Source organism: Leptotrichia hongkongensis, assembly GCF_007990635.1.
GTDB lineage: Bacteria > Fusobacteriota > Fusobacteriia > Fusobacteriales > Leptotrichiaceae > Leptotrichia > Leptotrichia hongkongensis.
On record NZ_AP019846.1, the window covers coordinates 1232561 to 1246693 of the forward strand.

13 protein-coding genes are annotated in these 14133 nt (G+C 30.7%); 5 read left to right on the top strand and 8 right to left on the bottom strand.

Annotated features, from left to right (window positions below; all coding sequences use genetic code 11):
* Positions 1 to 91: 91 nt before the first annotated feature.
* The 3 genes from dprA to asnS all read right to left on the bottom strand — a co-directional run bounded on the left by dprA (position 92) and on the right by asnS (position 3475).
* Entirely contained in the window at positions 92 to 1183 is a 1092-nt protein-coding gene (dprA, locus tag FVE75_RS05890; protein ID WP_147005650.1) for a DNA-processing protein DprA, read from the bottom strand.
* 18 nt (positions 1184 to 1201) lie between these two features.
* A complete protein-coding gene (locus tag FVE75_RS05895; RefSeq protein ID WP_147005651.1) occupies positions 1202 to 1891 on the bottom strand; it encodes a tetratricopeptide repeat protein in 690 nt (229 codons plus the stop codon).
* Positions 1892 to 2086: 195 nt separating this feature from the next.
* Positions 2087 to 3475, bottom strand: coding sequence for an asparagine--tRNA ligase (gene asnS / locus FVE75_RS05900; protein ID WP_147005652.1), 1389 nt, complete (start codon positions 3473 to 3475; stop codon positions 2087 to 2089).
* A 293-nt stretch (positions 3476 to 3768) separates the two neighbouring features.
* On the opposite strand from asnS, the gene FVE75_RS05905 reads away from it, so the two are divergent.
* From FVE75_RS05905 to FVE75_RS05920, 4 genes are all read left to right on the top strand, one after another.
* Positions 3769 to 5421: an OPT/YSL family transporter gene (locus FVE75_RS05905; RefSeq protein ID WP_147005653.1), complete on the top strand. Its 1653-nt coding sequence runs from the start codon at positions 3769 to 3771 to the stop codon at positions 5419 to 5421.
* An 81-nt stretch (positions 5422 to 5502) separates the two neighbouring features.
* Positions 5503 to 6276 (top strand): type III pantothenate kinase, encoded by a 774-nt coding sequence (locus tag FVE75_RS05910; RefSeq protein ID WP_147005654.1) that lies wholly within the window; start codon positions 5503 to 5505, stop codon positions 6274 to 6276.
* Between the two features lie 16 nt (positions 6277 to 6292).
* Positions 6293 to 7204, top strand: coding sequence for an esterase/lipase family protein (locus FVE75_RS05915; protein ID WP_147005655.1), 912 nt, complete (start codon positions 6293 to 6295; stop codon positions 7202 to 7204).
* Positions 7176 to 7988 carry a phospholipase D-like domain-containing protein gene (locus FVE75_RS05920; protein WP_147005656.1) on the top strand — a complete coding sequence of 271 codons (813 nt, stop codon included), beginning with the start codon at positions 7176 to 7178 and terminating at the stop codon, positions 7986 to 7988. The genes FVE75_RS05915 and FVE75_RS05920 overlap by 29 nt, the downstream gene beginning before the upstream one ends.
* A gap of 51 nt (positions 7989 to 8039) precedes the next feature.
* Here FVE75_RS05920 and FVE75_RS05925 read toward each other — a convergent pair whose 3' ends face one another.
* The 5 genes from FVE75_RS05925 to pepF form a co-directional block, all read right to left on the bottom strand.
* Positions 8040 to 8408 (bottom strand): hypothetical protein, encoded by a 369-nt coding sequence (locus FVE75_RS05925; RefSeq protein ID WP_147005657.1) that lies wholly within the window; start codon positions 8406 to 8408, stop codon positions 8040 to 8042.
* A 522-nt stretch (positions 8409 to 8930) separates the two neighbouring features.
* Complete coding sequence (locus tag FVE75_RS05930; protein WP_197735179.1) at positions 8931 to 9203, bottom strand: type II toxin-antitoxin system YafQ family toxin; 273 nt, start codon at positions 9201 to 9203, stop codon at positions 8931 to 8933.
* On the bottom strand, positions 9196 to 9471 hold the full coding sequence (locus FVE75_RS05935; protein ID WP_026746383.1) for a type II toxin-antitoxin system RelB/DinJ family antitoxin: 276 nt from the start codon (positions 9469 to 9471) through the stop codon (positions 9196 to 9198). Before FVE75_RS05935 ends, FVE75_RS05930 begins: the two co-directional genes overlap by 8 nt.
* A 638-nt stretch (positions 9472 to 10109) precedes the next feature.
* Positions 10110 to 10271, bottom strand: a complete 162-nt coding sequence (locus FVE75_RS05940; RefSeq protein WP_172618746.1) for a hypothetical protein — start codon at positions 10269 to 10271, stop codon at positions 10110 to 10112.
* A gap of 160 nt (positions 10272 to 10431) precedes the next feature.
* Entirely contained in the window at positions 10432 to 12231 is a 1800-nt protein-coding gene (gene pepF / locus FVE75_RS05945; protein ID WP_147005660.1) for an oligoendopeptidase F, read from the bottom strand.
* Between the two features lie 419 nt (positions 12232 to 12650).
* On the opposite strand from pepF, the gene argH reads away from it, so the two are divergent.
* Positions 12651 to 14030: an argininosuccinate lyase gene (gene argH / locus FVE75_RS05950; RefSeq protein ID WP_147005661.1), complete on the top strand. Its 1380-nt coding sequence runs from the start codon at positions 12651 to 12653 to the stop codon at positions 14028 to 14030.
* Positions 14031 to 14133 lie beyond the last annotated feature (103 nt).

Consider the following 14133-nt stretch of genomic DNA (forward strand, 5'->3'; position numbering starts at 1 on the left):
AAAATAAAAAAAATTGAATGATTATGAATTAACTATTGAAAACTCCATTATAAAAATTTATTCTCATTTTTAAACGGGGTTTAGTATTGAATTACACTATCCTTATGTACTTTGCCCCATTTGTTTCTGTAATTAATCCTCTAATTTTTAGGCTCATAATTATTGAAAACAATTTATTTTTTTCGATTTTTTCTTTTACGCTTTGTAGTATTTGCTCAAAACTTACTTCTTCCATTATTGTTTCGAATACAATTTGCTCTTCTTCTGTTAATTTTTGTAATTTGCTTTTTTCTTTACGAATATCCCATAGGAATTCTTCAGCAATGTCATCTGCACTTGTTACTAATTTTGCCTTGTTGCTTTTTATTAGATTATTACAACCTTCAAATGAAGGATAGTTAATGAATCCTGGTACAGCAAAAATTTCACGATTCATACTAAATCCTAATTCTGCTGTAATTAATGCACCGCCTTTTTTGAAACTTTCGGCTACTAGGACTCCATCTGACATTCCTGCTATAATTCGGTTTCTTCTAGGAAAAGTCCACCTTGTAGGCTGTGTTCCTAGCGGATATTCACTTATAATTGTACCTGTTTCTGATATTCTTTCCCATAGATTACGATTTTCATAAGGATAGACAACATCCAGTCCTGTTCCTACTACTGCGACAACTTCAATTTCCTTATCAAGTGCAGTTTTTAAGGCGATTGTGTCAATTCCGTCTGCCAGTCCGCTAATTAGAGTTACATCATAGTTTACTAGCTCATTTACTATTTTCTCGCAGGCAGTTTTTCCAAATTTTGTTGCTCTTCTCGTACCTACAACTGCGATATTTCGTCTATTGTCCACTGAAATTTTATCTTTATCCATTTTTATTTTGTCGTAATCTTTTAATTTTTTTCCTTTCAAATATAAAAAAACTGGAAAATCTTTTATTTCTTTTAGTTTTTTTGGATATTCCTTATCATTTGCACTTATTATTCTTACTCTGTTTCGTTCGTAGAGTTCCATCCTTGCCTTCAAATCAATTTTCATTGCTTCTTCCAATTGATTTTTCAGTTCATCATTAAACAATTTAAAATTTTCTTCATAAAATAACTCTTCAAAATCTTGAAAAATTAACATAAGTTTTTTTATATGGGCGTTTTTCATCCCATATTCCTTTAATCTAAGCCATTCCACAATAATCCCCCCTAATTTTTATCTTGAACCGGCTAATATTTCATTTAATACTGCGATTTCTTTTTTTACTTCATCATCAGAATGTTTTGAATTATAGTCCTTCAAATATCCTAACGCTTTTGAAAAATCCCCTTTTGATTTATAGGCAATGCCTATTCCCAATTTTGCTTCCGCCTGATTTTCATCCTGCGATAATATTCTAGTATAGTAATCAATTGACTTGTCATTATCCCCCATTAGTCGTGAACCAATCGCAATTACATACATTACAGGAATATCAGGTGCTTCATCCTTTAATGCCAAATTTACTGCTTTTTCGTAAAGTCCGTCACGAAAGTAAAGCTGTGCCATTCTGAATGTAGCTGATGAACTTTTTTTAGCAAGTGTCGCATTTTCATAATTTGCATAGGAATTGTATTTTGCCTCAGTTGAGATGTCTTCGGTTTGTGTTGCAGGCATAGTTCCTGTGTCAACTGTCTTTTTTTCCTCTTTAGGCTTGTCTTTTTCACTTCCTTGTTCAAGAGCCTTTTTTGTATTGTCATCAGCTTCGGTTGTCGGTGGCACAACTGGCGTTCTTTCTTCTTCAATAGTTGTTGCATCCCCACCATTATTGGTTCCTGTTTTTTCTGCAATATAGTAGTTTGCCTTTACTATAGTTGCAAAAGAAAGGATTAATATTCCCATTATTATTCGTCTTAATTTCTCCATTTTTCCCTCCTGACTGTATAATTTTAATATTATATCTAAAATCAAATAAATTTATTTATTCAAAAATTTTAATTTCAGAATTTCAAAGTATTTTCACTTATAATTATACACAAAAGACATACCTCTTATATTGGCTTTTCTTTGAATATAATTTTAATATTTTGTCAAGCTGAATTTGAGGAACCGAAGATTAAATTAAAATTCCAAATTTTTAGTTGTTCTTGGAAATGGAATTACATCTCTTATATTAGTCATTCCAGTAATGTACATAAGCATTCTGTCAAATCCAAGTCCAAATCCTGAATGTGGCACACTTCCATATTTTCTAAGGTCTAAGTACCACCAGTAATCTTCCTCTTTTAATCCCATTTCATGAATTTTTCCTAAAAGAACGTCATAATCATCTTCTCTTTGGCTTCCACCTACAATTTCTCCAATTCCTGGTGCCAATAAATCAACTGCTCTTACAGTTTTCCCATCTTCATTTAACTTCATATAAAATGCTTTTATATCTTTTGGATAATCAGTTACAAATACAGGTTTTTTAAAGTGTTTCTCTGCCAAGTATCTTTCATGCTCAGTTTGCAGGTCAATTCCCCACTCTACTTCATATTCAAATTTCTGTTTTGAATTTTTCAAAATTTCAATTGCTTCTGTATAAGTAATTCTCCCAAATTCATTGTTTACTAAAGTATCAAGCCTATTAAACAAGTCCTTGTCTACAAATTGGTTGAAGAATTCCATTTCTTCCTTAGCATTTTCTCTTACATAATTTACAATATATTTTATCATTTCTTCAATAACATCCATATTTACATCCAAATCTGCAAATGCAATTTCAGGTTCCATCATCCAAAATTCTGCAGCATGTTTTGGAGTATTAGATTTCTCAGCTCTAAATGTAGGTCCAAAAGTGTATGTATTTTTAAACGCTGTTGCAAATGTTTCAACATTTAACTGTCCACTTACTGTAAGATTTGCTTCTTTTCCAAAGAAATCCTGCTTAAAGTCAATACTTCCATTTTCAGTTTTCGGAACATTATTTATATCAAGTGTCGTAAGTCTAAACATTTCTCCGGCACCTTCAGCATCACTTCCAGTAATTATAGGTGTTTGAACATATACAAAGTTTTTTTCCTGAAAAAATTTATGAATTGCATAAGATAAAATTGAACGCACTCTGAATGTTGCAAAAAAAGCATTAGTTCTAGGACGTAAATGTGCAATTGTTCTCAAAAATTCAAAACTATGTCTTTTGTTTTGCAATGGATAATTTGAATCAGCTTTTTGATAAACAGAAATTTTTGTTGCTTTAATTTCGTAAGCTTGTCCCTTTCCTAATGATTCAACTACAATTCCTGTAACTTTAACAGAAGTAGAAATTGTAAGTTTAGAAATTTCCTCAAAATTTTCCAATTCTTCATCAAATACAACTTGTATTCCAGTAAAGAAAGTTCCATCATTCAGTTCGATAAATCCAAAGTTCTTTTGGCTTCTAATTTTTTTTACCCATCCATTAATTTCAATTTCTTTACCTAGATACTCCTTCGTATTTTTTTGAAGTTCTCTTAATTCTAATAACATTTATTAATTCTCCTTTTCCTAAAAATTATTTTTTATTCTATTTTTTTATTTATCTCTATATTTTCACATTATAACATAATTTACCATATATTTTAATAACAAATTCAAAAATTTATTATATTTTCCTTTAAATAAAAATTTAGAAAGAAATATTCGTTAAAAATTTTGAACTATTTCTCTATTTTTTATTTTATTATACTACTTTTTTCAGTCTATCGCTATTTCTAAAATTTAATTGACAAATAACCCAAAAATGAAGTAAAATTTTAACAAATACTACAGGAGGAAACTTAATGGCAAAAACAAAAAAAACAAGAACTAGAACTAAAAATAATGAAATAAATATAACATTTTCAGCAATTTTTACAGGAATTATCGGAGCAATCCTAGTATCCGCCAGTTCCTTTTACATCGTGTTGAAATTTGGAGCATTACCATGGCCTACAATAATGGTTACACTTTTATCTATGATGACTCTAAATTTCTTTAAAAAGGCTAATAATAAAGAGATTACAATTACACATACAATTATGAGTGCTGGATCAATGGTGGCTGGCGGAGTTGCTTTCACAATGCCTGCCTATTTTATTTTAGGCGGAAAGCTTACGGATATTAATCAGCAGCTGTTATTTTTGACTATTTTGATTGGAAGTATTGCTGGAGCATTTTTATCATATATTTTTCGTACAAAGCTGATTGAAGAGGAAAAATTGGAATTTCCAATCGGAGAAGCGGCATATAACCTTGTAAATTCTGGAAAAAATACAGGAAGTATCCGTTATGTAGGTTTTGGAACATTATTTAGCTCTATTGTCGCTCTCTTGCGTGATTTTAATTTTTCAAAAGGAAAAGCTCCTATTATTCCAGCATTAGTTTCACTAAAAAATGTGCCTTTCAGCTTTTATGTGTCGCCTCTTTTAGTCGGAATTGGATATGTGCTTGGATTTTTAAATACATTTGTCTGGTTTTTAGGGGGCGCTGCTGTAATTTTTGTTGGAGAACCGCTTGCAAAAATGTTTAAAATTGCTGATTTTCCCATTATGAAAAATAGTTTTGGAATGGGATTTATGATTGGAATTGGAATTGCTGTAATTTTAAAAATTATTTTTTCAAATAAATCAAAGAATAATTCAGAAAATAGAAGTATCATTACCAAATTATTTATTTTATCAGCCGTTTCAGTAATTATAATAATTTTTATTTATAAACTTCCAATATTTCTTGCATTAGTTTTAGTACTAATCTCGATTTTATGCACGATAATCGCAGGTTATTCAACTGGAAAGACTGGAGTTAATCCAATGGAAATTTACGCCATAATCACAATTCTAATAATTTCATTTTTAAATAAAATGTTAAACGGATTAAACATTGGCGGAATAAAATTTTCTACGAACTTAAACACTCTGACGCTATTTTTACTGGCTTGCATTATAGCTGTCGCATGCGGACTTTCTGGTGATATTCTAAATGACTTTAAATCAGGATATAAAATGAAAGTGAATCCATCAGAACAGCTTTTTGGTGAATTAATCGGCTCAATTGCAAGTTCTTTTGTAATAACATTCTTATTTTTTGTATTTTTCAGAGTCTATAAAACTATCGGTCCAGTAGAAAATACTGATTTGATAGCACTGCAAGCTTCAATTGTTGCAACAGTAATAAACGGAATTCCGTTTTTGAATATTTTCTTTATTGGACTTGTAACGGGATTGCTTTTAAGCCTGTTAAATTTACCAGTTTTAACTTTTGGAATCGGAATCTATGTACCGTTTTATTTAACTTCAACTGTATTTTTAGGCGGACTTGCAAGTTTTTTTGGAAACAGAATTTCACAAAAATCTCACTCAAACCTGCTTTTAATTTCTAATGGATTAATGAGTGGAGAAGCGATTATAGGCGTTATTTTATCAATTGTTGCTTATATTAAGCTGTTTATAAAATAAAAAAATATCTTTATAAATTTAAATTTAGACAAGATTTTGAGTTTAATCTTTTAATAAACTCACTAACAGAAAGGAAAAATAATGATTTTAGGATTTGATATTGGAAATACACATATTATACCGATTTTTTATAATGAAAATGGCGATATTCTAGCAACATTCAGAATACCGACACATCTGGAATTTACTGAAGATACTCTTTTTGTAATGTTAAAGGAATTTGCAAAAAACAGCAATTTAGAAATCTCAAATATTAAAAATATTGTTATTTCATCAGTTGTTCCAAATATTAACGAAAATTTTACAAGACTTGGAAAAAAATATTTTAACATCAATCCAATGTTTGTAACACTTGACAATGTAGAAAATGAAATAAAAATTTTGCCAAATATGGAACGTGGTCTCGGTGCAGATAGGATTGTAGACATTTTGGCGGCAAAAAAACTATATCCAGAAAAGGATCTTTTAATAATTGATTTTGGTACAGCCACAACTTTTGATATGATAAAGGATTCTACTTATATGGGCGGTTGTATTCTTCCAGGAATCACACTTTCAATAAATGCCTTGTTTAGCAATACCGCTGCTTTACCAAAAATCGAATTTACCGAACCTGAAACAGTTTTGGGAATAAATACAATTTCACAAATAAATGCCGGTATCTTTTACGGAAATGTTGGCGCAATAAAAGAATTAATTTCACAATACAAAAATTCCTTTCCAAACGCTTATGTTATCGCAACTGGCGGACAGGGACAGAAAATTTCAGAATATATCAAAGAAATTGATGAATATGTAACAAAACTTGGAGAAATGGGAATTTTTGAATTTTATAAATTGAACTGCAAAAAATAAATAAAAAGGAAATAAAATGAATAAAATAGCAAAAGATATATTAATTGGCTCAATAATTACAGTAGCTGGAGCAATTGCAGCTCAAAATGTTGTTGCTGGAATTCTTTACCATGAGTATAAAATCAAGACTTACTATGAAAAAGATGACAAATCTCGAAAAAATCAAGATTTTATGGTACTTCTTCACGGTATTTACGGGAAAAGTTCGGATATGGAAAGTATCGCACAAAAATTTAAGAATGATTACAGAATTATCAATATTCAGTATCCTACTACCAAGGACACTGCTGAAGAGATTGTTGAACGTTATATAAAGCCAAATATTGAGGATATTAACGGACAGATTTATGCAGACAATCTGCATAGAAAAATAGAAAATCAGTATTATGAAATTGATGAAAATGGTAAACGAAAAGATAAAAAAAATGATGAAAATACACAAAAAAATGTAAAGATTAATTTTGTAGCACACTCGATGGGAACTGGGATTTTGCGATATTATTTAAAGGAAAATCCTCTTGAAAATTTAGGAAAAGTTGTATTTATTTCTCCGCCATCCCACGGAAGCCATCTGGCAGATGTTCCGTTTGTAGACAAACTTCCAGTTATGCTTGGAAAAGTCGTTCCACAATTTAGCACAAAAAAGGATAGTTTTGTAAATCAGCTTGGCGAGCCTAATTACAATTATATGATTCTGATTGGAAATAAGACAAATAATCCGCTGTATTCAATGATAATTCGTGGCAAGGACGATGGAATGGTGCCTTTGGAAACTGCAAAAATGGAATCTGATAATTTTAAAATTATTAATAATACTACTCACACGAGTATTCTGAAAGATAACCGAACAATGAAGGAGATTTCTGACTTTTTAAAAAGTCCTGATATAAAAGAAAATGATGAAAAAAAAGACAACAAAACGAACTAACTACACAACGAAAAAAACTACAAGAACAAAAAATATTTCAAAAGCTGAGCAACCTTTCTTAGAAGGAATTTCCTGTGATATCTATGTTGGAAAAAAGGCTGGAATTAGTGTACGAAATGCAATCCAAAAAGCCAAGAAATCAATCACAGTAATCTCTCCTTTTTTAAGTGGAAATGAAATAACTGAAGATATTTTTAGTTCATTAAATAAAGACGTTCAGGTAAATATTGTTTCAAAAGATAATGAAAAAATTTATCCTTTTTTACGAAAAAACTTATTTAAATATCATTCAATACTAGGTTTTGGAAAATTCATTCTTCTCTTTGGAAAAATTATACTAACAACACTCTATTTAATTTTGTCAATTGCAGCACTAGAAATTTTTACACTATTTCTTTTTGATATTTCCTTTACAAAGTCTGTATTTCCAATTACAAAAAACAATCTTTTAGTTTTAACAATTTTTCTAGGAATTTTTACATTTTTTCTAAGAACAGCAATAAAAAACAATGAATTTTACTATTCATTGCGTGATAATTTTAATATTCATATTTTAAGCAAGAACTACGATCTTCACAGCAAAATCTACATAATCGACAATAAAATTGCATTTTTAGGCTCCTTAAATTTTACCGACACAGGATTTATGCTAAATCACGAAACTTGCATAAAAACAACCGACAAAACTGCAATTAAGCACTTAAATAACGTTTATAAAGATTTGCTAAAAGTAAACTCAATATCACTAAAAGAATTGAAATATAAAATTAGCAAAAAAAATTAGAGTTGCCTAGTTTAACAATTTAGACAACTCTTTTTTTAAATACAATTACAATTAATCTATCGGATTATAGCTTCCGTCCCATTCCAACCCTAAACTGTTAGCATAACTAATGTTATCTGTTGCAAGTTTACCAGTTCTCTTATTTACACTATAACTGAACAAACGTGGCTCAACATTTGGATCTCCACCACATTTCATATTATTGCTTCGCACATCAATTTCAAATTCCTCATCAGTTTCATCAATATAAAATCTCATGCATTCTGTCCCTTGACTACCACCAAATTTATGCTTAGCTATTGAATTTTGCACAAGTCTCAAAGCTTCATTCTCACTTCTTACAGGTGCAGCATTTGCCAATCCCGCACATACCAAAGAAAAAATCAAAACACCAATCTTTTTATTAAAAATTTTTTTCATCAAAACCACCTTCTCTTTCAATCTTTTTCATAATAATTATACCATATTTTTTTATAATACAAAACTCGATTTTTAAAATAGAAATAAAATTCTATAAATCAATTTGATAGTTTTGCTAAAATTCTTAATTATTCATCTTAAAGACTTTTATAGTTTTATTTATAAATATTATTATTAATAAATGTTTTTTCTTATTTTATTTATATATTTTTTAACGTAAGGGCATCAAACGCCATGCCTTCTTTCGCAATAACAGTTATTTTAACATCTTTAACTGACTGCTACTTAGAGATACTGGCGAAACGTTCTACGAACTACCCCGCTTTACGCAAAACTTTCTTATAAAGAAAAAATAAAACTCGCTTCGTAGAAACTACACTCACTTTCGCAAACAAAAGTTATTTTTGCATAAATAAGTTTTATCATTATAAAACTTATGGCGAAAGAAATACATTCGTATTTAGTTATTTTTCCTTTAACGAAATTTTGCTTATTTAATGTTTTTCAAATTTCAGAACCATACTAAAACAGTTCTGAGTGTGAACCTAATCTATACAATACAAGTACCAGCACATTATCTATTATTTCATAAACTAACAACCAATCAGGCTCAATATGGCATTCTCTTGTTCCTTTATATTTTCCAGATAAACTATGGTCTCTATATTTATCATCAAGTTTTTCACCTTTTTCCAAGACTTTTATCACGTTAAATAATGTATCAAGGTTTTTTCCTTGTTTTTTTGCCAATTTCAAATCTTTTTTAAATTGTCCTGTAAATTTAACTTTATACACCAAGTGCCTCTCTCAACTCCTCTATACTGTCATATCCCTTTACACTATCGTCTTTTGCAATCCGTCTTCCTTCTTCAATTGCTTTCATTGTTACTTCATTTGGCTCTTCTTCCAATTTCAATTCAAAAGGGATTCTATTTTCCCTAATTGCAGTTTTTAAGAACATATTTACTGCGGTTGTCATTGTCAAGCCAAATTTGTTAAATAATTCATTCGCTTTTTCTTTTGTTTCTTTATCAACTCTAATACTTAAATTTGCATTTGCCATAACAAATACCTCCTTTTTTCTTCATTGTATCAATTTTTAATTACATTGTCAATACAATAAGCCAATGTTTTTTTACGTAAGGGCATCAAACGCCATGCCCTCTTTCGCAATAACAGTTATTTTAACATCTTTAACTGACTGCTACTTAGAGATACTGGCGAAACGTTCTACGAACTACCCCGCTTTACGCAAAACTTTCTTATTTGAAATTTTTCAAATTTAAGAACTTAAATATATAATCTTTATAACTTAATGTAGAATGTAGTGATTTTTTTGGAATGAAAACGATTGTCTGAGCGTCAGCGAGTTTCGTTTTCGTAGTAATTCAGGTTTATCCAAATAATAAATGTTTTGACTACTTTCCCAAATAAAATTTGGGAATATTTCAAAAAAATGCTTAGACGAGCTAGGGTTAGTGCGTAGCACTTTCGCCATTCTCTTTAATGTGCTATTATTTAAATATGTTAGAATAACTATTATTGCGAAATGAAGGGAAATGGCGAATGATTTCCTTTGCTTTAAAACATTAATTATTTAACTAAAAGAAAAAGAGCAAGATACATCCTCCCCAAACAAGAAGTATCTGCCCTTCCTAATATAAATTCATAATTTCTTATTTTGTACCTTTGCAGTATACATTAGTATTCCCTATTTCCGTATCTATCCTCACATCGAACGTGCCCGTCATATCTTTCGTAACATCTTACCCCTCTTTCAGCTCTATCCCTTTTCATTTCCTGATATGCTTCATTATCAAGCAGACTACAACTGAACGTAGTCATAGCCAATATAGCCAACATAATAATTTTTTTCATAAATATACCATCTCCTTTTGTATTGTTTTTTTCTATATCAAATTATCATTCCATTTTATGTATTAACTATTTATGTGTTTTTTTATATTTTTATTATACAATATTTTAAGTTTGGGTGCAAGCTATTTTATATTTTAATATTTTTCTACAACTTTCCAATCTCCACTTCCAATTTATCTAACAGCAAATCAAACTGTTTTGCCACAGCCTCGATTGTTTCAATTTTTGATAAGTCAACTCCTGCTTTTTTAAGCTGTTCCATTGGGAAGTCATTTCCTCCTGAGCTTAATAATTGGATGTATTTGTCTAGTGTTTGTTTTTTCTCGCTTTCATCGCTTGAATTTATCATTTTTTCATATAAAATTGCTGACGAGGCAAAGCAAGTGGCGTATTGATACACGTAAAATGGCGAGTTGAAAAAGTGTGGAACTCTTGCCCAGAAAATATAGATCAAATCATCTTTTTCTATTATGTCGCCGTAATATTTGTCAAATAAGTCTTCCATAATTTTGCTCAAAACTTCCGCTGTAATTGGCTCTCCAGCTTCTGCCAGCTTGTGTGCCTGATATTCATAATCTGCCAGCAATGCCTGAAAATAGAATGTTCCAACAATATTTCCAATTTCCTGCTCCAGCAGTGCGATTCTTTCTTTTGGATCATTGGTATTTTCTAGCATGTAGTCAAGCAGTAATCTTTCGTTGAATGTGGAAGCCACTTCTGCTACGAAAATTGTGTAGTCTACCATCGAGAAAGGCTGATTTTCGTCTGAATAAAGAGTGTGTAAGGTATGTCCCAGTTCGTGTGCCAATGTGAATACGCTGTCTAAAGTCTTGTTGTAATTTAGAAGCATATATGGGTGAACTCCGTAAACTCCTGCAGAATACGCTCCCGTTCTTTTCCCTTTCGCCTCAAATACATCCAGCCAGCCTTCTGAAATCGCTTTTTTCATTTTTTCTACATAATCTTCTCCAAGCGGAGCAACTGAATTTAACACTATTTCCTTCGCTTCATCATACTCATATTCCTTGTCAAATTCTATTAGATTAATTGAGCCGTCAAAATTATAGTATTTTTCAAGTCCTAAAATTTTCTTTCTCAATTTTAAGTATCTTTGCAATGGTTTTGTATTATTTTTTGCTGTATTTACAAGATTTAAGTAAATTTCTTCTGGAATATTGTCACTCTCCAGATGGCTTAACAAAAATGAATCGTAATTGTAGGCTTTCTTTGAAGCAATCCCTTTTTGCAAAATTGAGTTATAAATTGCAGCAATTGTATTTTTTTTCTTTTCATAAATTGTGTAAAATGTCTGAAACATCAGTTTTCTATCTTCCTGATTTCTATTTGTAGACAAAATTTTAGAATAATTAGCAGGCGTTACATCGACTTTTTCTCCAGAACTAAGCGTAACTTGAGGCCATTCCACATCCGTAACCGTAACTTCCGAATAAATGCTTCTCGGTGCTGAAAAGAATGAGCTGTAGTACGACAGCAGTTTGCTTTCCTTTTCTTCCAGAATATGCTTCTGCAACCTAAATAAATTTTTCAGTCCAAATCTATAATCATCAAATTCTTTTTTTTCAATCCATTTTTCAATATTCTCACGATTATCAACCAGTTCCGAATTTACCCACGACAATTCAGTAGAAATCTCTGCAAACAAAAACTGCACCTTCTGCAAATGCTCCACAGCCTTTTTATCCGACGAGTTCAAATCCCTCGCAAGCTGAGGATAACGATACAATTTATAAGAAATCTTGTCCATCTCCTCCTGCTTCTGAAAAAACTCCAACAACTTCCCTTCATTCCCAAATTGCCCTTTAAACCCAGCCAATTCTTTTTTCAGCTCACTAACTTTCTCAAAATCCTTCTCCCAAGCTGAATAATTTTCATAAATATCCGATAAATTCCATTTATATTCCTGTTTTATTTCACTTCTTTCCATTTTATTTTTTCCTTTCTAAAATTAACTAAAGTATAGTAAAACTTATTTAAAATCAAACTCAAAAGCTATAACTATTTTACTCAAACCTTAAATTTATATAATTTTAGCAGTTTAATTTAAAATAGGTTTGAGCATATAATCAAAAAATTCATATACAGTTATGATATTATACCTTTTTTAGCAAATTTTTAAAAGATATTTTTTATAATTTATGCAAATTCCAAGTTTATTTAATTTTTATTTCCTTTAAAAATTGGATTTTATTTGATATAATGATTATAAAAAAGGATTATTGCTTTAAATATAGCAATTCTATTTAAAATATGAGTAAAGAGTTAGACTACATCTATAGTCATTTTTACTGCTTTTTAAATAGATTGACTATAAAATCCAATATATACAGGAAAGGGCTGAGAAATATGAAAAAAATGTGGGAAGGTCGATTCCATAAGGAAACTAATAAATTGTTAGAAAAATTTAATGCATCAATTACATTTGATAAAAGAATGTATGAAGAGGATATTGCTGGAAGTATTGCACACAGCAGAATGCTTGCTAAGCAAGCGATTATTGCGGAAAATGAACAAAAAGATATTGAAAATGGGTTGCTTCAGATAAAGGATGAAATTGAAAAGGGAGAATTTGAGTTTAGAATTGAAGATGAAGATATTCATATGTCGATTGAGAAAAGGCTGACACAGATTATTGGGCCTGTGGCTGGGAAATTGCATACTGCCAGAAGCCGAAACGATCAGGTGGCTCTTGATGTACGAATGTATGTACGAAAAGAAGCCCGTGAAATTTCAAATTTGCTTGTAAAAATGGAAAATGTACTGCTAGGGCTTGCTGAAAAATATAAAAATGTTATTATTCCTGGATATACTCATTTACAAAGGGCTCAACCGATTTTATTCTCTCATCACCTGATGGCTTACTTTCAAATGTTTAAAAGGGATATTTCGAGAATTGAGGACTTTCTCAAAAGAAGTGATGAAATGCCACTTGGAGCAGGAGCATTGGCTGGAACTACATTTAATCTTGACAGACATTTTGTGGCAGAAGAACTTGGATTTTCAAAGCCTACGGAAAATAGCCTTGATTCTGTAAGCGACAGAGATTTTATAATTGAGCTTGCAATGATTATTTCAGTAATTTCAATGCACTTGTCAAGATTTTCAGAAGAAATTATTATCTGGTGCACATCTGAATTTTCATTTATAAATCTTGACGATGCCTTTGCAACTGGCTCTTCAATTATGCCACAGAAAAAAAATCCCGACATTGCCGAACTTGTAAGAGGAAAAACTGGCAGAATCTACGGAAATCTTATGGGAATCTTAACAACAATGAAAGCACTTCCGCTAGCTTACAACAAGGATATGCAGGAAGACAAGGAAGGAATTTTTGACTCTATTGACAATATCAAATTATCCATCGAAATTTTCTACCTAATGCTTGATACAATAACAGTAAATAATGAAAAAATCTATGCTTCAATGCGAGCAGGATTCCTAAACGCAACAGATGTAGCCGATTACCTTGCAAAACACAACGTTCCATTCAGACAGGCACATAAAATCGTTGGAGAAATCGTATCCTACTGCGAAGATAAGAAAATCGCAATTGACGACATGAAACTCGAAGAATTTCATAAATTTTCTGATGTTTTCAAAGATGACATTCTTTCAGAAATCACAATCGAAAACTGCGTAAACAAACGAAATTCATTTGGTGGAACTTCCATAAAAAATGTTGAAATGCAAATTGAAAATGGAAGGAAATTTTTAGAAACTTTATAACAGAGTTTTTCTTTTTTATTTTCGTAGGATTGCTCATTGCCGCAAATCCTACAACCTATGGCTAGTCTCCGACATTTTTCTGCACTGACAAAAAACTCGCTAT

Excerpts from the sequence above, each read along its gene's own strand:
- FVE75_RS05895 (WP_147005651.1), bottom strand. The coding sequence starts at position 1,891 with ATGGAGAAATTAAGACGAATAATAATGGGAATATTAATCCTTTCTTTT.
- asnS (WP_147005652.1), bottom strand. The coding sequence starts at position 3,475 with ATGTTATTAGAATTAAGAGAACTTCAAAAAAATACGAAGGAGTATCTA.
- FVE75_RS05905 (WP_147005653.1), top strand. The coding sequence starts at position 3,769 with ATGGCAAAAACAAAAAAAACAAGAACTAGAACTAAAAATAATGAAATA.
- FVE75_RS05910 (WP_147005654.1), top strand. The coding sequence starts at position 5,503 with ATGATTTTAGGATTTGATATTGGAAATACACATATTATACCGATTTTT.
- FVE75_RS05915 (WP_147005655.1), top strand. The coding sequence starts at position 6,293 with ATGAATAAAATAGCAAAAGATATATTAATTGGCTCAATAATTACAGTA.
- FVE75_RS05920 (WP_147005656.1), top strand. The coding sequence starts at position 7,176 with ATGAAAAAAAAGACAACAAAACGAACTAACTACACAACGAAAAAAACT.
- FVE75_RS05925 (WP_147005657.1), bottom strand. The coding sequence starts at position 8,408 with ATGAAAAAAATTTTTAATAAAAAGATTGGTGTTTTGATTTTTTCTTTG.
- FVE75_RS05935 (WP_026746383.1), bottom strand. The coding sequence starts at position 9,471 with ATGGCAAATGCAAATTTAAGTATTAGAGTTGATAAAGAAACAAAAGAA.
- FVE75_RS05940 (WP_172618746.1), bottom strand. The coding sequence starts at position 10,271 with ATGTTGGCTATATTGGCTATGACTACGTTCAGTTGTAGTCTGCTTGAT.
- pepF (WP_147005660.1), bottom strand. The coding sequence starts at position 12,231 with ATGGAAAGAAGTGAAATAAAACAGGAATATAAATGGAATTTATCGGAT.
- argH (WP_147005661.1), top strand. The coding sequence starts at position 12,651 with ATGAAAAAAATGTGGGAAGGTCGATTCCATAAGGAAACTAATAAATTG.